Origin of the sequence: Microbacterium sp. MYb45 (assembly GCF_002979655.1) — a bacterium.
Taxonomy (GTDB): domain Bacteria; phylum Actinomycetota; class Actinomycetes; order Actinomycetales; family Microbacteriaceae; genus Microbacterium.
On the sequence record NZ_PCPG01000001.1, the window covers coordinates 177,885 to 203,305 of the forward strand.

Below are 25,421 nucleotides of genomic sequence, written 5' to 3' on the forward strand. Positions count from 1 at the left end.
GAAGACCTCGTGGTTAAGTGGTTCTGGCAGCGCGAAGACGCGCCGCGGCGTACCCTCGCCCTGCGCAGTCGAGGGGAACAGAGCGATGCCACGCGCGTCGACTTCGCCGAACTCGCCCCCGAACTGGATCGTTTCCTCGGCCAGGCGGCCTACCTGCAGTTGGGGTACTTTGAGACGCTCACCCGGCTCATCCGAGCGACGCCGGAGCTGTCCGAGAAGGAGTCGCTATCGCGCGCGGCCGGGGCAGCGCTGACGAAGCACCGCGGCATCGTCGAGGTCATCGCGGAACGCGGCGGGGATCCCACACAGGTGATGCTGCCGTTCCGCGAGCACCTCGATGCGTTCCGACGCAAGACGATCGGTGCGCGTCCGCGTGAGACCCTGCTGGCGGTCTACATCACCGCGGGGATGCTCGACGACTTCTACCTCGCGCTCGCCTCGAGCTACGGCGACACCGGCCGCCGGGTCGCGCAGATCCTGCGAGAGGACGACGCCGGCCACGAGATCGTCGCGATCATCCAGGAGACGATCGAGAGCGACGAGGAGTGGCGTTCGCTGCTGTCGATGTGGGCGCGCAGACTGGTCGGAGACACGATCCTCGTCTGCCGCTCCGCCCTGCGACCCGAGTTGCTCGACGTCGACGACGCGCGCATCGAGCCGGTGTACACCGAGCTGATGGGAGCGCACGCGCGCCGCATGGATGCGATGGGACTCGCGTCGTAGAGACCTTCGCGGGCCGGGGTGTCCGGGTCAGATGCCCAGTGCGGTCCTGGCCGTCGCGTCGGAGCGCTTGCGCAGTGCCGTGATGGCCAGGGTACCGACGGCGGCGATCGCGACGGCGCCGAGAACGCTCGCGACCCACAGCCAGATGCTGTCCTCGCCGACGCCCAGCCACTGCAGGCCCGTGTAGAGGATCGCCGATGCCGCCGTCGCGATGGCGGGGGCGAGGACGACCCCGCGCAGCTCGCGGTCGGCGATCAGGAAGTGCACCGCGATTCCCAGTGCGCACGCTCCGACGAGTGCGAGGAGGATGTACATCGTCGGATCAGGCGACGAAGCCGACGCGGCGCGATTCCTCGGTGCCCAGCTCGATGTAGGCGAGGTTCGCGGTCGGGACGATGTACGAGTTGCCCTTCACGTCGGCGAAGCTCACGTGCGTCGCGTTCTGCTCCAGCGCCGTGGCGACCTGGGTGCGGACCTCGTCCGCGCTCACGCCGGTGTCGAAGCTCAGTTCACGGCCGGTGTTGATGATGCCGATGCGGATTTCCACGCGTGCTCCTTGAAGATCGGGGACTGGCCCAACTCTACCCCGCGCGCCTCGCGCCGGATCGGCCGACCGCGGTGGTTTCGCCCTGAGCGCACAGACGAGGACGCACGCCGATGTCCGCGCGTCCGGATAGCGTGGAGGACATGACATCGGATGCCGCGCAGCGAGCTGTGATCGCTGCGGAGCCGTCGGCATCGGGCGTCATCATCGGCGCACCGGGAACGGGGAAGACCCGCACCCTCGTCGACCGTGTGGTGCATCTGCTCGACGCACAAGGGCTGCGACCCGAAGAGGTCCTCGCGCTCACCCCGAGTCGTCAGGCGGCGACGGCGCTGCGAGATCGCATCGGCGTGCGCATCGGTCAGGCCACCCCCGGCCCGTTGGCGCGGTCCCTCGGGTCCTTCGCCTTCCAGCTCGTCCGCGGGGCGATGGTGCGCGAGGGCGCGGAACCGCCTGCGTTGCTCACCGGCGCAGACCAGGACCGCATCATCGCGGAACTGCTCGTCGGTGACATGGAAGACGGGCGCATCGCCTGGCCGGATGCCCTCAGCGCCTCCGTGCGCGCATCGAAGGGATTCCGTTCCGAGCTGCGGGCGTTCCTGGCGGAGTGCACCGAGATCGGCGTGCACCCCGAAGAGCTCCGTGCGTCGGGCAATGATGTCTGGACCGCGGCGGCGGAGTTCCTGGTCGAATATCGGACGGTGCTCGATGCGCTGCGCTCGGCGCACCGCGACGCCGCGGATCTTCTCAGTGAGGCGAGCACGATCCTGCAGCGGGCGGACGCGCCGACGCTCGGTCCCCTGGCGCCCCTGCGCGTGGTGCTGATCGACGACGCGCAGGAGCTCACTCGGGGTGGGATCGCGATGGTCAAGAGCCTCCGTGGCCGCGGCATCGCCGTTCTGGCCTTCGGTGACCCCGACATCTCGTCCGGTTCCTTCCGCGGGGCCAGCCCGGAGCTGTTCGCCCAGCTCGCGGGCGCGCTCGGGGATGTGCATGTGCTCGACGGTGCGCATCGTCAGCAGCCGGCGCTCACCGCGCTCACACGGACCGTGACGCAGGCGATCGGCGTCTCCGGCAGGGTGGAGCACCGGCGTGCTCCCGTGCCGGTGACATCGGAGGAGATCGACGCCCGGGTTTCGACCTTCGTCGCACCCTCGCCCTACGAGGAGCTCGATCGCATCGCCGGAGTGATGCGGGAATGGCATCTCGCTGAGGGGATCCGTTGGGAACGGATGGCCGTCATCGCCCACGACACCCGACAGGTGACGACCCTCGAGACCGAACTCGCCGCCCGAGAGATCCCCACCCGCGCCGCCGGAGTGCAGCGTCCGCTCGGCAGCGAGGGCATCGTGCGAGACATCGTCGGCATCGTGCGCCTGGCGCTGACCCCGATCGAGGAACGCACCTCCGAGGCGCTCGAAGAGGCCATGCGCACCCCGTTCGGAGGGATGGACGCGATCGGACTGCGGCGCCTCCGTGCCCGGCTCCGGCATATCGAGCTCGAACAGGGCGGCGCGACGCCCGCGCGAGAACTGCTGCGGCAGGCCATGGCCAACCCTGCGCACCTGACCCTCATCGACGCGCCGGAGTCGCGTACGGCAGAGCGCTTCGCCGAGACGATCGAAGCCACGGCCAGAGCGGCCGCCGAGGGGGAGACGATCCACGATCTGCTGTGGCGGGTGTGGGACCAGGCCCGCGCCGTGGACGGTCGCCGGCTCCGGGTCGCCTGGCGCGAGATCTCGCAGTTGCCGACCGGCGCCGAGACGGCGCGCTCACTCGACGCCCTCGTCGCGCTCTTCGACGCGGCGAAGAGGTTCGTCGAGCGTACTCCCGAGGAGCAGCCGCACACCTTCGTGCGCGACATCCTCGACAGCGAGGTCCCCGAGGATTCGCTGTCGACGCCCGACCGCCCGGGCAGAGTCACGCTCCTGACCCCCGCGACGGCCCTCGGCACGGAGTTCGACGCGGTCGTCGTCGCGGGGGTTCAGGATGGGATCTGGCCGAACGTGCGCCTGCGCGGTGGTCTGCTGCAGACATGGCGGCTTGCGGATGCGATGCACGCGGCTCGCACCGGCACCAGCACCGAACCCGTCGGTGTGCTGGATCGCCGGCGGGCGGCGCTCCACGACGAACTCCGCCTGTTCGTCCGCGCGGTCTCCCGTGCGCGAGACCGCCTGCTGATCACGGCGGTCGATGACGACGACCTCACGCCGAGTCCCTTCTTCGGGTTCCTGCCGGCCCCGGAACCACCGGAACGGCACGCGTCAGCGGAGCATCCGCTCACCCTGCGCGGACTGGTCGCGCGGCATCGACGCAGCCTCACCACCGCCCACACGGACTCGCTCAGGCGAGACGCCGCCGGGCAGCTCGCCGTGCTCGCCCGCGAGGGGGTGCCCGGCGCCGACCCCGCGGAGTGGTACGGGATGACCCCGACCTCGACCGATGCTCCGCTGCGAGATCTCGCGGTCACCGGCGCACGGGTCTCGCCATCGAAGATGGAGTCCTATGAGGAGTGCGGCCTCAACTGGGTCGTCTCGGCCCTCGGTGGCGACACGGTGATGCCTCCGACCGCCGGCATCGGCACGATCGTGCACGAGGCGATGGAGCGCGTTCCCGATGGTGACCTGGAGCGGATGCGCGCGATCGTCGAGGAGCACTGGCCGGAACTCGACTTCGAGACCGAGTGGATCGGCCGCAAGGAGCGGCGGCGCGCAGACGTGCTCGTGAGCCGCCTGCACACCTATCTCGGCGATGTGCGCCGCGAGGGCGGCCGCGCGATCGGCAGCGAGATGGAGTTCCGCTTCGCCGTCGACGTGGCCGCCGAAGCGGGAGACGATGCCGTGCCGACGGTGCACCCGGTCGGGGAGGACCGGTCGAATCAGGCCGTCATCCACGGGTACATCGACCGGGTGGAGGCCTATCCGCCGGCGGCCGGCGAGCACTCCCATGCTCGCGGACGCGGTTGGGAGCGGATGTCGAGCGGACCGGAAGGGCCCGTGGTCGTCGTCGACCTGAAGACCGGGAAGAACGACCCCGAATCCGACTCCGGCGTCGCCGAGCACGCACAGCTGGCCGCCTATCAGGTGGCGGTCCAGGAGGGGCTGGTCGAGGGTGCCCCGTCGGCGTCTCTGGCGGGTGCGCGGCTCGTGATCGTCTCCAAGACGCTCGCCAAGAGCGACTACCGGATCGCCCATCAGCACACGCTGAGCGACGAGTCGCGCTCCGCCTTCCTGCGGCGGGTATCGGATGCGGCGCGCGGTATGTCGGCATCGAGCTTCACCGCGCAGGTGGAGTCGCACTGCGCAGACACGCAGCGCCGCGTGTATCCGTGCCGAATCCACACGGTGCCGGCGGTGAGCTCATGACGGCGTGGAACGGCGGCGAAGGCCTCTCCGCCACCGACATCGCCGCCGCGCTCGGCCAGCCCTCGCCCACAGCTGCTCAGCAACGCGTGATCGAGGCTCCGCCGGAGCCGGCGCTGGTCGTGGCAGGTGCCGGCAGCGGCAAGACCGAGACGATGTCGGGGCGCGTGGTGTGGCTGGTCGCGAACGGACACGTGCGCAGAGATGAGATCCTCGGCCTGACGTTCACGCGGAAGGCGGCGGGCGAGCTCGCTGAACGGATCGGACACCGGCTCGCGGTCATCGACGAATACGGACGCCGGGGACTCCTGCCGCATCTGCCCGAGATCGTGCGGAGCGGTGCACTTCGTCGTGTCGATGAGGCGGTGCCGGGCCGCCAGCGCGAGCTCGTGCGCACGCATGTGCTCGACGAGCTGGCCGCGCACCACGGCACCGGCTGGAATCCGGCGACGCCCCGATCGGCGGAAGACCTCATGGTCCGGCCGCGCGTCTCGACCTACAACGCGTTCGCCGACGGCATCGTCCGGGAACATGCGGCACGGATCGGGCGGGATCCCGACGTCGCGATGCTCAGCCAGGCAGCCTCCTGGATGCTCGCGCGGGAAGTGGTGCTCCGCAGCGATCTGCCCGAGCTGGAGAACATCGACTATGCGCTCGGGACGATCATCGACGCAGTGCAGCGGCTCGCGGGTGACGCCCTCGATCATCGCGTCGACCTCGCCCTGGCCGAGCGGATCGCGGGGGAGCAGGCCCTCGCGTTCGAGCCGTATCGAAGCAACGGCGATGTCGAGAAGGCGGCGGTCAACCTGCTCAGTCTGCCGACGCTCGCACGCCTGGTGCGTGACTACATCGACGAGAAGGAACGTCGTGGCGTGCTGGACTTCGCCGATCAGGTCAGTGGCGCCTACGACATCGTCGAGTCCGCTCCCGATGTCCGCGCAGAGCTCCGCGAGCAGCATCGCGTCGTGCTCCTCGACGAGTACCAGGACACTTCGGTGATCCAGACGCGCTTCCTCGCCGAGCTCTTCCGCGATTCCGCGGTGATGGCGGTCGGAGACCCGCACCAGTCGATCTACGGCTGGCGGGGTGCGAGCGCCGACAACCTCTACGCCTTCTCCGGCACGTTCTCGGGAACGGGAACAGCGACGACGTACAGCCTCATGACGAGCTGGCGGAACGACCGCGGCATCCTCGACATCGCGAACCGGGTACTCGAGCCGCTGCAGCGCCCGGGGCTGGATGTCCCGCCTCTCGAACCCCGCCCCGGGGCGGGGGAAGGCACCGTCGCCGTGCGATTCCCGTTCACGGTCGACGAGGAGGCCGCGGCCGTCGCGGACTGGTTCGCCGAACGGCGGACGGAGCACGATGCGCGCGCGGCCGGTGCGGGTCACGCGACGACACCCCACACCGGCGCGATCCTGTTCCGTTCCAAGCGGCACATGCAGACCTTCGCGGCCGCGCTCGCCGGCCGCGGCATCCCGCACCGCATCCTCGGCCTCGGTGGACTCCTCGCGACACCGGAGGTGGTCGACGTCGTCTCGACCCTTCGCGTCGTGCACGACCCCACGGCGGGGTCCGCGCTGATCCGCCTGCTCACCGGCCCCCGGTTCGGCGTCGGCGTCGCCGACATGGCGGCCCTGTACGACCTGGGGCGCACGCTGTCGGAGCGCGACACCGCGATGGCGCCCCTGCCGGAGGAGGTGCGCGCGCGGCTGCGCTCCTCCCGCGGCGCGGACGAGGCGGTGTCGATAATCGACGCGGTCGACGTGGTGCGCGCCGTGCGCGACGACTACCGGTTGCTCGAATCGATCACCCCCGACGGGCGGGCGCGGGTCAGAGCAGCGGGGGAGATGCTGGAACGGCTCCGACGCGCCTCGTCGCAGCCGATCCCGGAGCTGATCCGGCTCATCGAGCTCGAGCTCCGCCTGGACATAGAGCTCGCGGCCAACGAGACCAGGGGGCCTGCACGCATCGCGGCCACGCAGCTGCGTGCCTTCGCCGACGAGGTGCGCGCGTTCCTCGCCGCCGACGAGCGCGGGAGCATCGGCAGCCTGCTCGCCTGGCTCGACAAGGCCGAGAGCACGGATGAGCTGATGCCGCGGCCGGAGCCGCCGGAGGCCGGTGTCGTGCAGCTGCTGACCATCCACGGGTCGAAGGGCCTGGAGTGGGATGCGGTCGCGGTGGTCCGGTTGGTCGCCGACGAGCTTCCGAGCCGGGTCTCCGACACCTCCGGCTGGTTCGGGTTCGGCGTCGTGCCGTTCGCGCTGCGCGGCGACAGGGACGCGTTGCCGCGTTTCGAGTGGGACCCCGCCGAGGCCATGGGCGGCGAGGCCGACCCCGCGAAGCGGCAGAAGCTCGCGCAGGCGTCGCTCTCCGGCGGTGCGACGAAAGCGAATCCGCACGGAGGTGCGCTCAAGAGGTTCAAGGACGCCTACCGCGCGTATCAGCAGCAGGAGGAGCGGCGCCTCGCGTACGTCGCGGTCACCCGTGCGCGGACGGATCTGCTCCTCAGCGGTGCGCACTGGGCCGGTCAGAAGGCCCCGCGCACGCCGAGTCCCTTCCTCGTCGAGGCGATCGAGGTGCGCGGCCTCGAGCCGATCGAGACGGTGGACCCGGACGACAATCCGTACGACGGTCCCGGGTCCACGCTCCGCTGGCCACTCGATCCGCTGGGAGCGCGGAGGACGGTCGTCACCGCAGCCGCCACAGCCGTCGATGAGGCGATGCGCGCCGGGACGGCCGAGCCGACGATCGAGCTCGAACGGCTGCTGGCTGAGCGCGCCGCCCGCCAGCGCGGAACCGATGCCGAGGCCCCGACGCGCGTACCCGCCTCGCGATTCAAGGACTACGTCACAGACTTCTCGGGAACACTGTCGTCGATCGTGCGCCCCATGCCGGAACGCCCTTATCGGCAGACGCGGCTCGGCACCCTGTTCCATGCCTGGGTGGAGCAGCGGTCCGAACTCGTCGGAGTCGGCAGTCGCGTCGACGAGGCGCTCTGGGAGATAGACGAGGACGAGACCGGGTCAGACCCCGTACGCGAAGGGTCGGGTGCAGCCGCCGACGCCGCTGATCTCGCTGTCCTGCAGGCGACGTTCGAGCGCAGCGAATGGGGCGGGATGAAGCCGATCGCCGTGGAGATCGAGATCGATTTCGCCCTCGGATCCGGACTGCCCGGCTCGCACGAGCGCGAAGAGGCGCACATCGTGATCTGCAAGCTCGACGCGGTGTACCGGCGCGCCGACCGCGGCGGCCGCATCGAGATCGTCGACTGGAAGACCGGTCGGGCGCCGCGCACACCGCAGGAGCGCGACGAACGGATGCTGCAGCTCGCGCTCTACCGCCTGGCCTATCATCGGCGATTCGAGGTGCCGCTCGAGGAGATCGACGTGGCGTTGTACTACGTGGCGGACGATCTGATCATCCGGGGCGACCGCGTCTATTCGGAGGAAGAGCTCTTCCATCGCTGGAGTGCCGCGCGCGCGGCGCGCTGAGCCTCGTCGGAATCGTCCGCGTCGTCATCCGTGTCCTCGCGCGGGGCGAGGGGGTGCGAGTCCTCGCGTGCTCCGGCGACTCCGCTGGTGCCGGCGAAAAGGCTCGCGACACCGGAGAGGTCCTCGGTCTCGATGTTCAGCATCTCCGCCCGGTGCGCGCTCTCGTCGGCGCGACGGCCGGTCGCGGTGCCCGGGAGTGCTTCGTGGGGCGCGGTCTCGGTCTGCGCCGGGTCCGACTCGTCGGGGGCGTTGGCCCACAGCTCTTCCGGGTTGTACGCGTCGGTGTGCATCGATGTATCGATCTCTGCGGCGGTGTCCTGGGGAACACGGTCGAGGGCGTCGAGGGCGGAGTCGACACCGACCCCGCGAGAGTCGACGACGTTCAGGTCGTCGTCGCGGATGCCCTCGGCGAGTGCGTCCAGCAGGGCGGCGGCATCGTCGACGATGTCCGGCCGGCGCATCGAATCGCCGTGGACCAGCCATCGGGCGAACTCCAGCTCCGCGAGCAGGCGCGCGCGCACCTCCAGGCCGCTGTCGGGTGCCCGGTCGACCGAACGGGCATATGCCGCGTGCACGTCGGCGGCGGCGTCCGGGGCTGCCGAGAGCCAGGAGAGATCGAGGGCCGGATCGCCGACGGAGAGTCCATGCCATCCGACCAGTCCGACCACTTCGGGACCGCGCTCGGGGTCGTCTTCGAACAGGAACGAGGTCGCCTGGACGCCCCCCAGGATGACGGTGGACTCGAAACGCCACAGCTCGTCGTCGGCGACGGCATCGCGCCAGCGCACCGTGAGTCGAGCCGGAACGCGGCCCGTGGCCGCGGCGGTGTCGATCAGGCGCTCCAGTTCCGCGCGGCTCTCCTCGGCGCTGCGAGTGGCGAGCCCGGAACCGCGGACGACCGAGGTCGGAAGGGCGTGCACGGCGGCGATCGACGACCCCATGGATTCGGCGGCGCCACGCCCGGCCGGCACCAGCGCGGCCTCGATCTGGAATCCGGGAAGGAGCTCGGTCACGAGGGCGCGGGCGTCGCCGAGTCGCGTCTCCCCGATATAGGCCGGGGCGCGGAAGGGGAGCATCGCCCGTGCGCCGTCGGTCAGTGCGCGCAACGCGAGTGCCTCGGCAGCGAGCTCACGCGCGGTGTCGTCATCGTCTGCGACACGGATCGCGAGCTCACGACCGTCGGCGAGTGAGGCCACCGCCGAGTCGAACCGCGCGTCGCCGTCCGCGCTCAAGCTGCGGGCGCCCGTGACCTCCGCCCCGGGCAGAGCAGCGGTCACTGCCGCGGCTAGAGTGAAAGGAGAGCGTCCCATGCCCCCAGGGTAGGTCGGCTCAGGGGCGGTCCCGCCTCCGCCACGCCCGTGAAAGAGGGAGTCGATGACCATTCCGCGCCCGTCCCTCGACCGTGCAGCCGAACTCCGCGACGAGCCGGACGTCATCGGCCGCCTCCGTGGCGACCCGGCCACCCGGGTGATCGTCGTCCGCGAGGGGCGGGTCAGAGTCGTCGATTCGACGCTCCTGCGGGTGCCCGCCGAGACCGTGGTCGAGGCGACCTGGGCTCTCCTCGGACGCGACGCCGACGGTACCGTGCTGCTCCTCGCCGCCGCCCCGCCGGAGACCGATGCGCTCGACACCGCTCCCGACGAGGTGTGGCTCGGGCTGCGCGATCTCGGCGGTCGCATCGACGGACAGGAGACGGAACTGCTCACCGGTGCCATCGCGCTCGCCGGGTGGCTCCGCGACGCACCGTTCTGCCCCACCTGCGGTGGTGGCACCGAGCTGCGCAACGGCGGATGGTCGCGACGCTGCCTCGTGTGCGGGCGGGAGCACTTCCCGCGCACGGATCCAGCCGTGATCGTCGCCGTCGAGAGCCGTGACGGGGAACGCCTGCTCCTCGGCGCCAACGCGAACTGGGGCGGCCGCATGTACTCGTGCTTCGCCGGCTTCACCGAGGCGGGGGAGTCGCTGGAGTCGACCGTCCACCGCGAGATCGAGGAGGAGTCCGGCGTGCGCCTGTCGTCGCTGCGCTACATCTCGTCGCAGGCGTGGCCGTTCCCGCGGTCGCTCATGGTGGGGTTCCGCGCCGTCGTCGACGAGGAGTCCACGGCGCTCGCCGATGGTGAGGAGATCATCGATGTGCGGTGGTTCACGCGTGCCGAGATCGGTTCCGCCCTCGCGGGAGACGGTCCGGTCGGGCTTCCTGGTCACGCGTCGATCGCCCGTGCACTGATCGTCGACTGGTACGAGGAACACGCGTGAGCGCACTCGATGCCCTCGACGAGCGGCAGCGGGCTGCAGCATCCGTCCTTCGCGGACCCGTCGTGGTGCTCGCCGGAGCCGGTACCGGGAAGACGCGTGTCATCACGCATCGCATCGCGCACGGCGTCGACACCGGGGCGTACTCGCCGTCGCGCGTCATGGCCGTCACCTTCACCGCCAAGGCGGCAGGCGAACTGCGGGGGCGTCTGCGGGCGCTCGGCGTCGAGGGCGTCGCGGCTCGGACCTTCCATGCGACCGCCCTCGCGCAACTCAACTTCTTCTGGCCGACGCTTGCCGGCTCGCCCGCGCCCTCGATCATCGACAACAAGGTGCGGATGCTGGGTCAGGCCGCCGATGCGATGCGGCTCCGCCCGAGCACGGCCACCCTTCGTGACATCGCGTCCGAGATCGAATGGCGCAAGGTCTCGATGCTCTCGATCGAGCAGTACGCGGCGCTCGGGCGTCCGATCAGCGGCGTCGACGCCGGTCAGCTGGTCGAACTCATGCGCGGCTACGAAGCGCTGAAGGACGATCGCCGTCAACTCGACTTCGAGGATGTGCTGCTCGCGTGCGCAGGCATGTTGGAGGCAGAACCGCGGGTCGCGGCATCCGTCCACGAGCAGTACCGTCACTTCACGGTCGACGAGTTCCAAGACGTCTCGCCGCTGCAGAACAGGCTGCTGGAGCTGTGGCTCGGCGACCGACACGACATCTGCGTCGTCGGCGACGCCAGCCAGACCATCTACTCCTTCGCCGGAGCGGAACAGCGGTTCCTGCTCGAGTTCGAACGACGTCATCCCGATGCCACGGTGGTGCGGCTCGAGACGAACTACCGCTCCCAGCCCCCCATCCTCACCGTCGCGAACGCGCTGATGCAGGGCCGTCCCGGCGCGCTGGAGCTCGTGCCGGCGCGAGAGCAGTTCACCGCGGATGCGCCCACCGTCACCGCCTATGACACCGAGGGCGAAGAGGCCGCAGGCATCGCCGCCGCCATCTCTGCGCAGATCGCGGCCGGGGCATCCCCTTCGGAGATCGCCGTGCTCTACCGTGCGCACGCGCAGTCCGCGATGCTGCAGCAGGCGCTCGCCGTCGAGGGCGTCGCGACCACGGTGCTGGGCGGGACCCGGTTCTTCTCGATGCCGGAGGTGCGTCAGGCGATCCTGGCGCTGCGTGCGGCGGCGGTGGCGCCCACCGAGCAGGGGTTCCTGCCCGGGGTGCAACGGGTGCTGCGCGAGCTCGGGTTGACCGACGAGCCACCGGCCGCCGGTGGGGCGCAGCGCGGCGGCTGGGAGGCGCGGCGCGCCATCCTGCGGCTCGCCGAGGAAGCCGGACCGGACGCGACCCTGCGCAGCTTCAGCGATGCGCTGATGGCGCGGGCCAAGGACCAGCACGAGCCCACGATGCGGACGGTGACCCTCTCGACCTTGCACGCGGCGAAGGGCCTGGAATGGCCGCATGTGCATCTCGCCGGCTGGGCCGAGGGCTCACTCCCGATCTCCTACGCGACGACCTTCGAGTCGGTCGACGAAGAGCGGCGTCTGGCCTACGTGGGCGTCACGCGGGCCGCGCGAACGCTCTCGCTGTCCTGGTCGAGATCGGCAGGACGGGGGGAGCGTGCTCCGTCGAGGTTCCTCGCTGAGATGGGGACCACAGGCCGCGGCACCGGCATTCTTCGTGAAATGTCACCGAACGCCACACGCGGGAACCGTCCGCGCTGACGCGCACGACGCGCCCGTCAGCGCTTCGGTCACCGGCGAGGAGCAGGGCGGCGAGGCGACCCGCCTCGGCGACTTGCGCGGCGCGGATCGGGCCGGGGTCGCGGTCGATCATCTGAGTGTGCAGGAGTGGCCATGCCGGATCGAGGGCGGTGGCGTGCGCATCGCGGCAGGCGAGGCACGCGGATTCGCCGGGGACCACGAGCGGCCCGACGGTCACCCTGCCCGGCTCGAAGGACACCGGCAGATGCGGGGTGTCTTCGCGCAGGTGGCGCGCGAATTGCAGAGCCGCCGCGGCGCCTCGCACGAGTACGACGCCCACGCCCGGTCGTCGCCCGGGATCGACGAGGGAGACACCCTCATCCGTGAGCGCATCCCGAATGCGGTATTCGGTGCGCCCGTCGTCGATGCCGATGCTCTCGACCCAGGCCGTGCGGGGCGCGGTCGGCTCATCGAGCAGTGCGGGCTCCAGGCGCGCGAGCAGAGCCCTCGCCGCCTCGCGCGGGGCCCCGGCGGCGTGCGCGATCACGTCGAACGATCCGCGGCGGAAACCCGTGCGCAGGCGGCTGAGCAGGAGCTCCACCCAGGCGGCATCCGCCTCGACGCGCAGTCCGTCGTCGTCACCGAGCTGCAGCGTGTGCTCGTCCCGCCACAGCAGCGGTGCACTCGGGTCGAGGCGCGTGAGGATCGGCGGTGTGAGAGGCATCTCTCCGATTCTGGAGGGACGCCGCCGCCCGCGGGGAGTTGTCGAGGCATCCGTGGACAACTGCCGCGCGTGTCCCCGACGGGGGAGGAGAGGTGATGACACCTTCCGTCCCCGTCGAGGTCGGAACCTCGCCTGTCGGGTGCTCAGGTGTCGGATCCTCAGACGGGGCGATCGCCTTCCGCGGGGCCGCCGTCACCCTCGGTGCCGCCATCGCCCTCGGTACCGTCGTCATCGCCGTCGGACGGTGTCTCCTCTGAGAAGTCGTCGCCGTCGAGCAGGCGAGCGAGCGCCTCGTCGAACTCGTCCGCGACGGGCTGTTCGCCGCGTTCGACGGCCTGCAGTCGGGCCACGAGCGCGCTCGGGTCGTCGATGTCCTCGGCCGTGGGCATCAGGTCGGGGTAGTCCCAGAGGGAGTCGCGGGCACTGATGCCCACGGCATCGGTCACCGCCTGCCACATGGCGGATGCTTCGCGCATGCGCCGCGGTCGCAGCTTCAGCCCCACCAGAGCACCGAGCGCGTCCTCGGCGGGTCCGCCCACCGCGCGGCGGCGACGGGCGGCCTCGGCGATCCGTGCGCCGTCCGGAAGGCGGGAGGTGGCCTGTGCGGTCACCACGTCGACCCAGCCGTCGATCGTCGCGATGAGGTTCTCGAGTCGGGTCAGGGCCTCGCGCTGCGCTTCGCTCTGCACGGGCAGGAGCGCGCCGCCCTCGATGGCCGCGCGCAGTTCCTCGGGGTCGGAGGGGTCCAACCTGCTCGCCACGTCTTCGAGGGCGTCCACGTCGACGGTCACACCCCGAGCGAAGTCCGTGATCTGCGCCATCACGTGCAGGTGCAGCCACTTCGCGTGCCGGTAGAGCCGGGCATAGGCGAGCTCCCGGGTGGCGAGATAGAGCGCGATCTGGTCTTCCGGGATCTCGAGGCCGTCGCCGAATGCCGTGAGGTTCTGGGGGATGACGGCGGCCGTGCCCGCGGGGAGCACGGGGATCCCGACGTCGCCTCCGGACACGACCTCGAGCGACAGGTTGCCGAGCACCTGGCCGAACTGGGCGGCGAACACCGAGCCGCCGAGGCCGCGCATGAGCTTGCCCGCGCCCTGGACGACGCTGCGCATCTCCTCGGGGACCTGCGTATCGAGTGCGGAGGTGAGCGCGTCGGCGATGCTGGTCGACACCGGGTCGGCGATCTCCTTCCACACCGGCAGCGTCTTCTCGACCCATTCTCCGCGGGTCATCGCAGTGGGCGCCTCGGAGAGCTCGGAGATCGTGGTGGCCTCGCCGAGCCACAGGTTCGCGAGGGAGAAGGAATCCGCGAGCGAGGTGCGGGAGCCCTCGGTGATGCCCTGTCCGTCGCGGTTGGCGATGAACAGGGCCTGCCGCAGCGCGTTCTCCCACGGGTCGCCGCCGAACGCGCCCTGGAGCTGCGACATGATCGTCTGCATCATCGCGGGGTCGAGGGTGAAGCCGTCCATGCCTTCGAAGGCACCTCGAAGCGCTTCGGGGTCGATGTCGCCACCGCCCTGGTTCGCGAGCATCCTTCGCAGGAACTCCTGGAAGTCCTCGGGGGTGGGGTCGTTGTCTGCCATGTCGCTCGCCTCTCAGCAGGTCTGAAGCCGTGGCCTCTACGCTAGTCACAGGTTTCTGCGCGCGAACCCGATGCGGGCAGATCGGTGTACGCCGCCCGCGAACGACGGAGGAATGCAGTGGATCGAACGCGGTCTGGAAAGCTCGGACTCGGAGTCTGGGCGCTGGTCGTCGCACTCGTCGCCCTCGTCGTGCTGACATTCCTGCCGTCGCCGTACGTGATCCAGCGGCCGGGTCCGGTCTACGACACCCTCGGCACCGCGACGGACAAGGAGGGCGACGAGGTTCCCCTGATCAAGGTCGAAGGCGCCGAGACGTTCGAGACCGCGGGCACCCTCGACCTCACCACCGTGCAAGTCGTCGGCAACCGGGAGCGCACCCCGAGCTGGTTCGAGCTGGCGCTGGCCTGGACGGACTCGTCGCGCGCTGTCGTGCCGCTGGACTCGGTCTTCCCCGAGGGGGTCACGACCGAGCAGCGCGACGAGCGCAACGCCACGCTGATGGTCGACTCGCAGCACGAGGCGACGGCGGCCGCGCTCAACGAGCTCGGCTACGACACAGGCGCAGAGGTCGTGGTCGTGGATGCGGTCGCCGACTCTCCGGCCGACGGCACCCTCGAAGCCGACGACGTGATCACCGGGATCGACGGCACGGCTGTCGAGTCGGCGACGGAGCTGCGGGCCGCGATCCAGAAGGCCGGGGGAGACCCGGTGACCCTCACGGTGCTGCGCGACGGCGAGGAGCAGAGCGTCGAGGTGACCCCGGAGGAGCACACCGAGGGGGGAGTGACGACCTGGCTGATCGGCGTCACGCTCCGCACCGACTACGACTTCGAGATCGACGTGACGATCCAGCTCGACAACGTCGGCGGCCCGAGCGCCGGGATGATGTTCGCGCTCGGCATCATCGACACCCTCACCGAGGGCGAGCTCAACGGTGGGGAGAATGTGGCCGGCACCGGAACGATCGACGCCGCCGGCACGGTCGGACCGATCGGCGGTATCCGACAGAAGCTGTACGGTGCGCGTGACGCCGGAGCGGAGTACTTCCTCGCCCCGGAGGCCAACTGCGACGAGGTCGTCGGGCACGTTCCCGACGGGCTGCAGGTGATCCGCACGGCCACGCTCGACGAGTCGCTCGCGGCGCTCGAGGTCATCGCGGACGACGGCGACGTCGCCTCGCTGCCCACCTGCGAACGCGTCGCCGGCTGATCCTCGAGAGCGGCCGTGACCTCGCCGTGATCGGGATGACAGCCCGCGCACAGTGAGCGATGCCTAGGATGGAAGGGTGACCTCACCCTCAGCATCGAATCCGGCCACGCCTCGAACGTCCCGACGTATTCTCGGCATCTCCTTGGTGATCATCGCCGCCTTGATCGCGGTGTTCTTCGTGTTCGCCTCCCTGTACACCGAGTTCCTGTGGTTCGATCAGGTGGGCTTCACGGGGGTTCTCACCACGCAGTGGATCGCCACGGCGGTGATGTTCGTCGTCGGCTTCCTCGGGATGGCCGTGCCCCTGTTCGTCGCGATCCAGCTCGCGTACCGGTTGCGCCCGGTCTACGTGCGACTCAGCTCGCAGCTGGACCGATACCAGGAGGTCATCGAACCCTTGCGCCGTCTGGCGATGTGGGGGATGCCGATCTTCTTCGGACTGTTCGCCGGGTTCGCCGCCGCAGGGCAGTGGAAGACCGTGTGGCTGTGGGCCAACGGCGTCGCCACCTCGAGTGTCGACCCGCAGTTCGGCATCGACACCGGCTTCTACATGTTCGCGATGCCGTTCTACTCGATCCTTCTCGCGTTCGTCTCGGCCGTCCTGCTGCTGTCGCTTCTGGTCACGGCGCTCGTGTCGTACCTCTACGGCTCGGTGCGCATCGGCCAGGGTGAGCTGCGCATCTCCAAGCCCGCTCGCATCCAGCTCGCCGTCATCGCGGGGCTCTACCTGCTCGTGCAGGCGGCGAGCCTCTGGCTCGACCAGTACAAGACGCTGGTGCAGCCCGACGACCGCATCACCGGTGCCGCGTACACGGGAGTCAATGCGACCATCCCCGGCCTCGCGATCCTCGCGATCATCGCCGGCGTCGTCGCGATCCTCTTCTTCGTCACGGCCGTCATCGGCCGCTGGCGCTTCCCGCTCGCGGCCACGGCACTGCTGATCGTCGCCGCACTGGTCGTCGGCGTCGGTTACCCCTGGGTGGTCACCACCTTCCAGGTGAAGCCGAACCAGAACGCCTATCAGGCCGAGTACTACCAGCGGAACATCGACGGCACGAAGGAGGCGTACGGGGTCGCGAACCTCGAGACGACGCCTTTCGCCGCCAAGACCGATGCCGAGGCCGGCCAGCTGCGCGCCGACGCGGAGACCACGGCGTCCACACGTATCATGGACCCGAAGGTCATCCCGCCGACCGTCCGTCAGCTCGAGCAGTACCGCGGGTACTACCAATTCCAGAAGACGATGGACGTCGACCGGTACGAGATCGACGGGAAGATGCAGGACACCGTGGTGTCCGTGCGCGACCTCGACATGTCGGGTCTCGGCGACGGAGACAACTGGAACAACCGTGTCGCCGTCTACACCCACGGCTACGGCCTCGTCGCGGCCGCGGGCAACCAGCGGACGACCGACGGTGAGCCCGTGTTCCTCGAGCGCGGCATCCCGACCTCCGGGTTCCTGTCCGACCGAGAGAACTTCGAGCCGCGGGTCTACTTCGGCGAGAACTCGCCCGAGTACTCGATCGTCGGGGCTCCCGACGGCTCCGAGCCGGCGGAGATCGACTACCCGCGCGGCAAGGACGGCTCGAGCGAGACGAAGACCACGTTCGAGGGCAGCGGCGGTCCGCAGATCGGCGACACGTTCACGAAGCTTCTCTACGCGTTGAAGTTCCAGTCGGAGCAGATCCTGTTCTCCAACCTGGTGAACGAGGAATCGCAGATCCTGTACGACCGTGACCCGAAGACCCGCGTGCAGAAGGTCGCTCCGTACCTCGAGCTCGACAGCGACCCGTACCCGAGCGTGGTGGACGGTCGTATCGTGTGGATCGTCGACGGCTACACGACCAGCTCGACGTACCCGTACTCGACGAGCGTCAGCCTGTCCGACGCGATCGCGGACTCCAACGTCCCGTCACCGACGCTCGCCATCGATGACATCAACTACATCCGCAACTCGGTCAAGGCCACGGTCGATGCCTACGACGGTTCCGTCACGCTCTACGCATGGGATGACGAAGACCCGGTGCTCAAGACCTGGCAGAAGATCTACCCGTCGACGCTGAAGCCGATCAGCGACATGTCGGGCGAGCTGATGAGCCACGTGCGCTACCCGACCGACCTGTTCAAGGTGCAGCGTGACGTCCTCGGCGTCTACCACGTCGACAAGGCCGGCTCGTTCGCTCAGCAGGACAACCGCTGGCAGACGCCGAACGACCCGCGCAGCGAGGCGATGCTGCAGCCGCCGTACTACCTGACGATGCAGATGCCCGGCCAGGATTCGCCGCGGTTCTCGATGTTCTCGACGTTCATCCCGAACTCGCAGGGCGCGGGCGGAAGCCGTGACGTGCTGATGGGCTACCTCGCGGTGGACTCGGATGCCGGTTCCGAGAAGGGCAAGAAGGCAGAGGGCTACGGCCAGCTGCGCATGCTCGAGATCGACACCGACACCACGGTTCCCGGTCCCGGTCAGGTGCAGAACACCTACAACTCCGATACGTCGGTGGTTCCCCAGCTCAACCTGCTGCAGCAGGGGGAGTCCGAGGTGATCTACGGCAACCTGCTGACGCTGCCCGTCGGTGGCGGTCTGCTCTACGTGCAGCCCGTCTACGTGCAGTCGTCCGAGGGAACGCAGCTGCCGCGTCTGCAGAAGGTGCTGGTCGCCTTCGGTGACCGGGTCGCGTTCGAGAACACCCTCACCGAGGCGCTCGACACCCTCTTCGGCGGTGACTCCGGTGCGACCGGTGGTGACGACGAGGTCGAACCCACCGAACCCGGGACAGAGGATCCGGAGACCGGAGAGACGCCGACAGAGCCCACGCAGCCGACGAACGCCGAGGCGGACGCCCTGGCCTCGGCGCAGGAGGCCCTGATCGACCGTGAAGCGGCACTGAAGGCCGGTGACCTCGCCAAGTTCGCCGAGGCCGACGAGCGCCTCACCGCGGCGGTCGAGAAGCTGCTACAGCTGGAGTCCGCAGCGGGGGAGTGATCACCCCTTCGTCACGGAGAGCAGAATGGGCGCCCCCTCGGGGGCGCCCATTCTCGTCTCCGGCCGATGTGATCCTCGGGCTCGTCGCCGCAATCGTCGGACTCGTCCTCGCAATCATCGGACTCATCCGGGCAAAGCGAAAGGCCCTCTGACCTGGATTTCTCCGAGTCAGAGGGCCTTTCATTTGTTGCGGGGACAGGATTTGAACCTGCGACCTCCGGGTTATGAGCCCGGCGAGCTACCGAACTGCTCCACCCCGCGGCACAAGAAGTAACTTATCACGGATCCCGGGGCCCGGCCAATCGGGGCCGCCCTGCGCGACGCCCCGGGCGTGTCGATGCGAGAGGATGGGGATATGCCTGAGACCCCTGCCGTCGCCGTCGCCGTCGCCGTCGCCGTGTGCCAGTTCGCGCCGACCGCTTCCCGAGCCGACAACCTCGCGCAGATCGCGGAACTGACTGCCGACGCTGCCGCGCGGGGCGCGAAGCTGATCGTCTTCCCCGAGTACTCGAGCTACTTCGTCGACCCGATGGACGACACCCTCGCCGCGAATGCGGAGGGTCTCGACGGCGAGTTCGTCGAGACTCTGACCGCGCTGGCCGCCGACCGCGCGGTGGTGATCGTCGCCGGCCTCGTCGAGCGAGCCTCCGATGGGCATCGAGTGCGGAACGCTGTCGTCGCAGTGCGCGGTGACGGCATCCTCGCCGTCTATCGCAAACAGCATCTCTACGACGCCTTCGGGCAGACCGAGTCCGACTGGATCGAACCCGGGGAAGTGGGGGAGGCCGCGACGTTCGAGCTCGGCGGACTCCGCTTCGGGCTCATGACCTGCTACGACCTGAGGTTCCCCGAAGTCGCCCGGTCTCTCGTCGACGCGCAGGCCGACGTCCTGGTCGTCCCCGCCGAGTGGGTCCGAGGTCCACTCAAGGAGCACCACTGGACGACGTTGCTCGCCGCGCGCGCGATCGAGAACACCGTCTACGTGGTCGCGGCCGATCACCCGACGCCGATCGGTGTCGGCCACTCGCAGGTCATCGACCCGCAGGGCGTGGTCCTGGCGGGGGTGGGGACAGCCCCCGGCATCGCGGTCGCGGTCGTGGAGGCCGCCGCGATCGAGCGGGTGCGCCGGAGCAATCCCTCGCTGCGCGCGCGGAGATACGCGGTCGTACCGCGCTGATGGCGTGATCCGCTGCGAGCGGAGAGCCGGTCAGGCGGAGAACCGCGCCAGCCGCGAAGCCGCCTCCTCGAGCACGTCGACGCGCTTGCAGGCGGCGAAGCGCACCAGGCCCGAGTACTCGTGCCGGTGGGGTTCGGAGACGAACGCCGTCAGGGGGATCGCCACGACTCCGGCGCGCTCCGGCAGAGAACGACAGAATGCTGCGGCGTCCGCGCCGCCGAGCGCCGTCGCGTCCGCCACCGTGAAGTAGCCGCCCTGCGGGGCGTACACCGTGAATCCTGCGGTGCGCAGTCCTTCGCCGAGGATCTCGTGCTTGCGGGCGAGTGCCGTCGCGGCATCCGTGAAGTACGAATCGGGCAAGCGGAGCCCCACCGCGACAGCCGGCTGGAAGGGGGAGCCGTTCACGTACGTGAGGTACTGCTTCACGGTGAGGACGGCGGTGATGAGGTCGGCGGGCCCGTGGACCCAGCCGATCTTCCATCCCGTCGCGGAGAAGGTCTTGCCCGCCGAGGAGATGGTGAGGGTGCGCTCGGCCGCTCCGGGGAGTGTGGCGATCGGGGTGTGCGGCGCGTGGAACGCCAGGTGTTCGTAGACCTCGTCGGTGACGATGACGGCGTCGTGCCGTGCGGCCAGCCGGACGACCTCCTCGAGCACGTCGCGACCGAAGACCGCACCCGTGGGATTGTGCGGATCGTTGACGAGGATGATCCGGGTGCGGTCCGTCACGCTCGCGGCGAGCTGATCGAGGTCGGGCTGGAAGTCGGGAGCGCGGAGGGGGACAGTGCGCAGTCGTGCGCCCGCCAGCGCCACCGCCGCGGCGTACGAGTCGTAGTACGGCTCGAAGACGACCACCTCGTCGTCGGGACCGTCGATCAGCGCGAGCAGCGTCGCCGTGAGCGCCTCGGTGGCGCCGGCCGTCACGATCACTTCGTCGGCCGGGTCCACGTCGAGGCCGTAGAAGCGCCGCTGGTGCTCGCTGATGGCGGCGAGCAGGTCGGGAATGCCGCGACCCGGCGGATACTGATTGGCTCCGTGGGCGATCGCGCTGCGGGCGGCCTCGAGCACCTCCGATGGTCCGTCCTCGTCGGGGAAGCCCTGTCCGAGATTGATCGCCCCGGTACGGGCTGCGGCGGCGGACATCTCTGCGAAGATGGTGGGCGCGACGGTTCCGTCTGCGGCGAGCAGGCCTGCACCGGCCGCCGTGCGCCGCCATGCGCCGGGAATGACACTCATGAAGAACAGGCTAAGGCCATAGCTGAAACTCATCGTCGACATAAGGAACACACAGACACAGGCGTCATTCTGAAGTGGTCGTTGAAGGAGCACACACCATGAACGAAGACAACACCCAGGACCACTCGGCACCCGCGTCGAACGACGCCGTGCCGTCCACCGAGGCTGCAGAGGTCGCCGCTCAGCCGGCGACGCCTGCCGCCGCTGACACGACCGGGTCGGCATCCGCCGCGCCCGCCACCGCCGCGCCGACGCCCGGTGCACCGGTGCAGGGGCACGAGGTGCCGTCGACGTTCACGTCGCACGTGTCGCCAGCGCCGCAGGTCGCGCCGGTGCCGCACGCATTCAGCGCGCCATCTGCGCCGGCGACGGGCGCCGCTTCGGGCGCGGCCTTCGGTATCCCGACGGCGTCGCACACGCAGCCCACGCAGCCGTACGGCGCGGAGCCGCTCGTCGGCGATGGCACCAAGACCAAGGAGCAGAAGTCGCGCGGGGGCACGAAGTTCGCGGCGCTGATCGTCGCGGCCGCACTCGTCGGCGGCGTCGCGGGCTTCGGCGGCGGCGCGCTGCTGAACGGGCTCCAGGACACCCCTTCCTCCGGCACGGCGACCGGGCCGCAGACCGTGACGGTCAACAACCCCGGCTCGGTCAACGAGACCACCGCGGTCGCGACCTCCGCACTGCCGTCCGTGGTCACCATCGAGGTCGCCGGCTCGCAGGAAGCCGGCAGCGGCTCCGGCGTGATCATCAGCGACGACGGCTACGTGCTCACGAACACGCACGTCGTCACGCTCGGCGGTGCAGCGGCAGATCCCACCATCCGCGTGACCGCGTCGGACGGGAAGATCTACGAGGCCGCCGTCGTCGGCACCGACCCGATCTACGACCTTGCCGTGATCAAGCTGAAGGACGCCCAGGGACTCACGCCCATCGACTTCGCCGACTCGTCGAAGCTCAACGTCGGCGACACGACCGTTGCGCTCGGTGCCCCGCTGGGCCTGGCGAACTCGGTGACGACCGGCATCGTGAGCGCGCTCAACCGGAGCATCCAGATCGCGTCCTCCGCTCTGCCCGACTCGTCCGCCGAAGACGCGCCGCAGGAGCAGTCTCCCGAGGGCCAGGGCCAGGGGCCGTTCCAGTTCGACATCCCCGGCAGCGGCGAGCAGCAGCAGACCTCGGAGTCGATCTCGATCGCCGTCATCCAGACGGATGCCGCGATCAACCACGGAAACTCCGGTGGAGCGCTCGTGAACAGCAAGGGCGAGCTGATCGGCATCAACGTGGCGATCGCGAGCTCGGGCAGCTCCGAGGAGTCCGGCTCGATCGGCATCGGCTTCGCGATCCCTTCGAACATCGCCAAGCGAGTGTCCGAGGAGATCATCGCCGACGGCGCAGCGACCCACGGTCTGCTGAACGCATCCGTCCAGGACGCATCGAGCATCGAGGGCGCTACCGTCGCCGGTGCCTACATCGCCAAGGCCAACGAGGGCGGGGCTGCTGCCGCAGCCGGCATCGAGAAGGGCGACATCGTCACCTCCTTCAACGGGGTGCCGATCACCAGCGCGACCGACCTCACCGCGCAGGTGCGTGCGGCAGCGGCCGGCAGCAAGGCCACCGTCACATATGTCCGCAACGGCAAGGACTACGACGTCGAGGTGACCCTCGGCGAACTGGCCGGCTGACCCGAGCCTCACAGCGAAGGCCGCCACCCCGCGCGATAGGCTCGCGGGGTGGCGTCCTTCTCTTTCGGCACCGGCAACGCGGCCAAACTGCTCCGGATCCCGCTGTATGCCGTGGGACGCATCGGTACTCTTCTCCTCCCGCGAGGGCGGCGCTGGGTGTTCGGCTGCGGTGCCGGGATCGGCGACGGTGCGCTCGCAATGCAGCAGCACGCGGCAGCGGCGGGCCATGACACGCTCTGGCTCACGTCATCCGAACGCGAAGACCGCGAGGCGGCCGCACTCGGCATCCGTTTCGCCCGCAAGGGCGGCCTGCGCGGCTGGTGGGCGACCGCTAGGGCCGGTGTGCTGGTGGTCACTCACGGCTTGGGCGATGTCAACCGCTATGCGAACGGTGGCGCGTTCGTCGTCCAGCTCTGGCACGGCATCCCGCTCAAGCGGATCGGGCTGGACTCGCCGGCGACGACCGAGGTGCCGAAAGTCCCCGGTGCGCCGCTGCTGCGTCGCGCGATCGCGGTGCTCTACCGCGCCGCCGCGCAGCGGATCCGTGTGCTGCCCGCCGCGTCGCATCGCGCGAGGGGCAGGCTGGAGTCCGCATTCGGTCTCGGCGACGACCGGGTCGTCGTGACCGGCGAGCCTCGCGTCGATGTCCTCTCGGCGGGTTCGGGGGAGGAGCGGCGCAGCGCCGCATCCGCACTTCTCCGCCGGGTCGTCGGCGACATCCCCGTGTCCGCGCGCACAGTCCTGTACGCGCCGACCTGGCGGGACGGCGCTCCCGACCCCGCCGTTCCGTCTGCGGCGGAGTGGGTTCAGATCATCCGTCTCCTCGAAGCGCAGGACGCCGTTCTCCTCGTGCGTTCGCACCCGCTGGGGGAAGGTGGCTACGCGCCGCCCCTGCCGAGCAGGCGGGTCCGCGCTCTGGGCTCGACCGTGATCGCCGACGTCACGCCCGTGCTGCCGGCGGTGGACGTGCTCGTCACCGACTACTCCTCTCTCGCTTACGACGTGGGGCTGTTGCCGATGCCGGTCCTTTTCCTGGCGCCCGACGCCCAGCAGTACGCGCGGACACGCGGCTTCTACGGTCGATACGAAGAGGTCGCGGGCCAGGACGCGGCCGCGGATTGGACGGGGCTGCTCGCGCAGCTCGAGCATCTGCTCGCCGACCGTCGCGTGTACGACGCGGCGTCCGTGCGGTCCGCTACGCTCAGCGCGGGGATGCACGCGTATCGAGACGGGCGCAACACCGAGCGCGTCTATGACGTGATCCGCGCACGGGGGATTCCCGCGCCGAAGGGAGCAGCATGACAACGGCCCGCATCGACGACACGGCACAGGCGCTGGTCGTCGCAGGGACCGGGGCACGACCGGCGGAAGCCGTGTTGGTCGGACCGCGCGCACGGGTCGAGGCCCGCATCAGCGGCGGCGGCAAGACGTGGAAGGCCGCGTTCCCGCTGGAGGCGTCGCGCTGGGGCGGCCCGTCACTCCCGCTACCGTCCGGAACGTACGAGCTGCGGATCTCGGATGTCGACCTGCAGGAGCTGAGGATCGATCCTGTCGTCCTGACCGGCGTGCGCATCGCCGTCGACGGCAGCACGGTCCGCATCGCCGCGCCGATCGATCCCGTGTACGAGACGGTGGAAGGCAGGTCGACGCTCGAGGAGCGCTACGTCGCCCAGAGCGGCGGCACCGAGAACGCGGTCTTCTTCGAGAGCTTCTACGGTCGCAGCGTCGGCTGCAATCCTCGCGCGATCGACCGCGAGCTCGCGACTCGTGCTCCGCAGGTGCGGCGCTACTGGAGCGTCGTCGACCTCTCGGTCGAGGTCCCGGAGGGCGCGATCGCGGTCGTCGAGGGGAGCCCCCAGTGGTGGCATGCACGGGGAGCGGCGCGTCTGCTCGTCGTCAACGACTGGCTGCGGCGTCGTTTCGCCCGCAAGCCGGGTCAGAAGGTCCTGCAGACCTGGCACGGCACCCCGCTGAAGCGGCTCGCGCTGCACCGGCCGGGTTTCGATCCGCGACGCATGGCGGCGGTGGTCAAGGAGTCCCGCCGCTGGGACGTCCTCCTGGCGCAGAACGCCTACTCGGAACGCATTCTGCGCAAGGCATACGCGTTCTTCGGGCGCCCGATCTGGGTGGACGGCTACCCCCGCAATGACACGCTGATCTCGGAAGACCCGGCCGCGATCCGCCGCTCCCTGGGCATCGGGGCCGAAGAGAGGGTGCTCCTTTACGCCCCGACCTGGCGAGACGACCGCACCGAGATGGTCGACTTCATCGACCCCGAACTCCTGGCACGTCAGGCCAACGCGGTGGTGCTCGTGCGCGGCCATTCCCGGACGCTCGAACAGGGCCGCGACCGCGACGGCGCGCGCGTCATCGACGTGACGGGGTATCCGGAGACCGCGCGGCTGCTGCTCGCCGCCGACGCGCTGATCACCGACTACTCCTCGGTGATGTTCGATTTCAGCGTCACCGGCAAGCCGATGTACTTCCTGGTGCCCGACCTCGATCACTACCGTGGACAGCTGCGCGGCTTCTACTTCGACCTCGCCGAACGCGCGCCGGGACCCCTGGTGCGCACGCAGCAAGAGCTCACCGCCGCCCTCGAGGACGCGGGTCACGAAGCCGCATTCGCCGAGCGGTACGCGGCGTGGCGTCGACAGTTCAACCCCCGAGACGACGGCCACGCCGCGCAGCGCGTCGTGGACCGCATCCTCGATCTCGGTTTCGTCACGCCCTGACGGCCTCGCCGCCGGA

Annotated in this window: 16 protein-coding genes and 1 tRNA gene; 11 read left to right on the forward strand and 6 right to left on the reverse strand. The window is 69.8% G+C overall.

Annotated features, from left to right (window positions below; genetic code table 11):
* Window positions 1–9 precede the first annotated feature (9 nt).
* Window positions 10–723 (forward strand): ferritin-like fold-containing protein, encoded by a 714-nt coding sequence (locus CQ034_RS00880; RefSeq protein ID WP_105709607.1) that lies wholly within the window; start codon window positions 10–12, stop codon window positions 721–723.
* Between the two features lie 27 nt (window positions 724–750).
* Here the strand turns inward: CQ034_RS00880 and CQ034_RS00885 are convergent, their stop codons facing one another.
* Together CQ034_RS00885 and CQ034_RS00890 are read right to left on the reverse strand one after the other, a co-directional pair.
* Entirely contained in the window at window positions 751–1,038 is a 288-nt protein-coding gene (locus CQ034_RS00885; protein WP_105709608.1) for a hypothetical protein, read from the reverse strand.
* A 7-nt stretch (window positions 1,039–1,045) separates the two neighbouring features.
* A complete protein-coding gene (locus tag CQ034_RS00890; protein WP_029262039.1) occupies window positions 1,046–1,270 on the reverse strand; it encodes a DUF3107 domain-containing protein in 225 nt (74 codons plus the stop codon).
* A 140-nt stretch (window positions 1,271–1,410) separates the two neighbouring features.
* Here CQ034_RS00890 and CQ034_RS00895 point away from each other — a divergent pair, with 140 nt between their 5' ends.
* Both CQ034_RS00895 and CQ034_RS00900 read left to right on the forward strand, forming a co-directional pair.
* Complete coding sequence (locus CQ034_RS00895; RefSeq protein ID WP_105709609.1) at window positions 1,411–4,632, forward strand: ATP-dependent DNA helicase; 3,222 nt, start codon at window positions 1,411–1,413, stop codon at window positions 4,630–4,632.
* Window positions 4,629–8,123: an ATP-dependent DNA helicase gene (locus CQ034_RS00900; protein WP_105709610.1), complete on the forward strand. Its 3,495-nt coding sequence runs from the start codon at window positions 4,629–4,631 to the stop codon at window positions 8,121–8,123. Before CQ034_RS00895 ends, CQ034_RS00900 begins: the two co-directional genes overlap by 4 nt.
* Here the strand turns inward: CQ034_RS00900 and CQ034_RS00905 are convergent.
* On the reverse strand, window positions 8,069–9,433 hold the full coding sequence (locus CQ034_RS00905; protein WP_258133914.1) for a hypothetical protein: 1,365 nt from the start codon (window positions 9,431–9,433) through the stop codon (window positions 8,069–8,071). The genes CQ034_RS00900 and CQ034_RS00905 overlap by 55 nt on opposite strands.
* A gap of 64 nt (window positions 9,434–9,497) precedes the next feature.
* Here CQ034_RS00905 and nudC point away from each other — a divergent pair, with 64 nt between their 5' ends.
* Together nudC and CQ034_RS00915 are read left to right on the forward strand one after the other, a co-directional pair.
* A complete protein-coding gene (nudC, locus tag CQ034_RS00910; protein WP_105709612.1) occupies window positions 9,498–10,379 on the forward strand; it encodes an NAD(+) diphosphatase in 882 nt (293 codons plus the stop codon).
* Window positions 10,376–12,097, forward strand: a complete 1,722-nt coding sequence (locus CQ034_RS00915) for an ATP-dependent helicase (RefSeq protein ID WP_029262034.1) — start codon at window positions 10,376–10,378, stop codon at window positions 12,095–12,097. The genes nudC and CQ034_RS00915 overlap by 4 nt, the downstream gene beginning before the upstream one ends.
* A gap of 861 nt (window positions 12,098–12,958) precedes the next feature.
* On the opposite strand, the gene CQ034_RS00925 is transcribed toward CQ034_RS00915, so the two are convergent.
* Entirely contained in the window at window positions 12,959–14,383 is a 1,425-nt protein-coding gene (locus tag CQ034_RS00925; protein WP_105709614.1) for a zinc-dependent metalloprotease, read from the reverse strand.
* 117 nt (window positions 14,384–14,500) lie between these two features.
* Between CQ034_RS00925 and CQ034_RS00930 the strand changes: the two genes are divergently transcribed.
* Together CQ034_RS00930 and CQ034_RS00935 are read left to right on the forward strand one after the other, a co-directional pair.
* Window positions 14,501–15,592, forward strand: coding sequence for a PDZ domain-containing protein (locus CQ034_RS00930; protein ID WP_105709615.1), 1,092 nt, complete (start codon window positions 14,501–14,503; stop codon window positions 15,590–15,592).
* A gap of 76 nt (window positions 15,593–15,668) precedes the next feature.
* Window positions 15,669–18,578, forward strand: coding sequence for a UPF0182 family protein (locus CQ034_RS00935; RefSeq protein ID WP_105709616.1), 2,910 nt, complete (start codon window positions 15,669–15,671; stop codon window positions 18,576–18,578).
* 187 nt (window positions 18,579–18,765) lie between these two features.
* Here the strand turns inward: CQ034_RS00935 and CQ034_RS00940 are convergent.
* Window positions 18,766–18,839 (reverse strand) — tRNA-Met (locus tag CQ034_RS00940).
* Window positions 18,840–18,933: 94 nt separating this feature from the next.
* Between CQ034_RS00940 and CQ034_RS00945 the strand changes: the two genes are divergently transcribed.
* A complete protein-coding gene (locus tag CQ034_RS00945) occupies window positions 18,934–19,755 on the forward strand; it encodes a carbon-nitrogen hydrolase family protein (protein WP_105709617.1) in 822 nt (273 codons plus the stop codon).
* A 30-nt stretch (window positions 19,756–19,785) separates the two neighbouring features.
* On the opposite strand, the gene CQ034_RS00950 is transcribed toward CQ034_RS00945, so the two are convergent.
* Window positions 19,786–20,988 carry an aminotransferase class I/II-fold pyridoxal phosphate-dependent enzyme gene (locus CQ034_RS00950; protein ID WP_105709618.1) on the reverse strand — a complete coding sequence of 401 codons (1,203 nt, stop codon included), beginning with the start codon at window positions 20,986–20,988 and terminating at the stop codon, window positions 19,786–19,788.
* 98 nt (window positions 20,989–21,086) lie between these two features.
* Here CQ034_RS00950 and CQ034_RS00955 point away from each other — a divergent pair, with 98 nt between their 5' ends.
* From CQ034_RS00955 to CQ034_RS00965, 3 genes are read left to right on the forward strand one after another with little or no spacing between them, the layout of a single operon-like run.
* Complete coding sequence (locus CQ034_RS00955) at window positions 21,087–22,670, forward strand: S1C family serine protease (protein ID WP_105709619.1); 1,584 nt, start codon at window positions 21,087–21,089, stop codon at window positions 22,668–22,670.
* 48 nt (window positions 22,671–22,718) lie between these two features.
* Entirely contained in the window at window positions 22,719–23,972 is a 1,254-nt protein-coding gene (locus CQ034_RS00960) for a CDP-glycerol glycerophosphotransferase family protein (protein WP_105709620.1), read from the forward strand.
* Complete coding sequence (locus tag CQ034_RS00965) at window positions 23,969–25,405, forward strand: CDP-glycerol glycerophosphotransferase family protein (RefSeq protein WP_105709621.1); 1,437 nt, start codon at window positions 23,969–23,971, stop codon at window positions 25,403–25,405. Before CQ034_RS00960 ends, CQ034_RS00965 begins: the two co-directional genes overlap by 4 nt.
* The last annotated feature ends 16 nt before the right edge of the window (window positions 25,406–25,421 follow it).

Bases quoted from the DNA above. Each gene is read 5' to 3' on its own strand.
- CQ034_RS00945 (WP_105709617.1), top strand. From the start codon at position 18,934: ATGCCTGAGACCCCTGCCGTCGCCGTCGCCGTCGCCGTCGCCGTGTGC.
- CQ034_RS00900 (WP_105709610.1), top strand. From the start codon at position 4,629: ATGACGGCGTGGAACGGCGGCGAAGGCCTCTCCGCCACCGACATCGCC.
- CQ034_RS00905 (WP_258133914.1), bottom strand. From the start codon at position 9,433: ATGGGACGCTCTCCTTTCACTCTAGCCGCGGCAGTGACCGCTGCTCTG.
- CQ034_RS00895 (WP_105709609.1), top strand. From the start codon at position 1,411: ATGACATCGGATGCCGCGCAGCGAGCTGTGATCGCTGCGGAGCCGTCG.
- nudC (WP_105709612.1), top strand. From the start codon at position 9,498: ATGACCATTCCGCGCCCGTCCCTCGACCGTGCAGCCGAACTCCGCGAC.
- CQ034_RS00965 (WP_105709621.1), top strand. From the start codon at position 23,969: ATGACAACGGCCCGCATCGACGACACGGCACAGGCGCTGGTCGTCGCA.
- CQ034_RS00955 (WP_105709619.1), top strand. From the start codon at position 21,087: ATGAACGAAGACAACACCCAGGACCACTCGGCACCCGCGTCGAACGAC.
- CQ034_RS00885 (WP_105709608.1), bottom strand. From the start codon at position 1,038: ATGTACATCCTCCTCGCACTCGTCGGAGCGTGCGCACTGGGAATCGCG.
- CQ034_RS00925 (WP_105709614.1), bottom strand. From the start codon at position 14,383: ATGGCAGACAACGACCCCACCCCCGAGGACTTCCAGGAGTTCCTGCGA.
- CQ034_RS00950 (WP_105709618.1), bottom strand. From the start codon at position 20,988: ATGAGTGTCATTCCCGGCGCATGGCGGCGCACGGCGGCCGGTGCAGGC.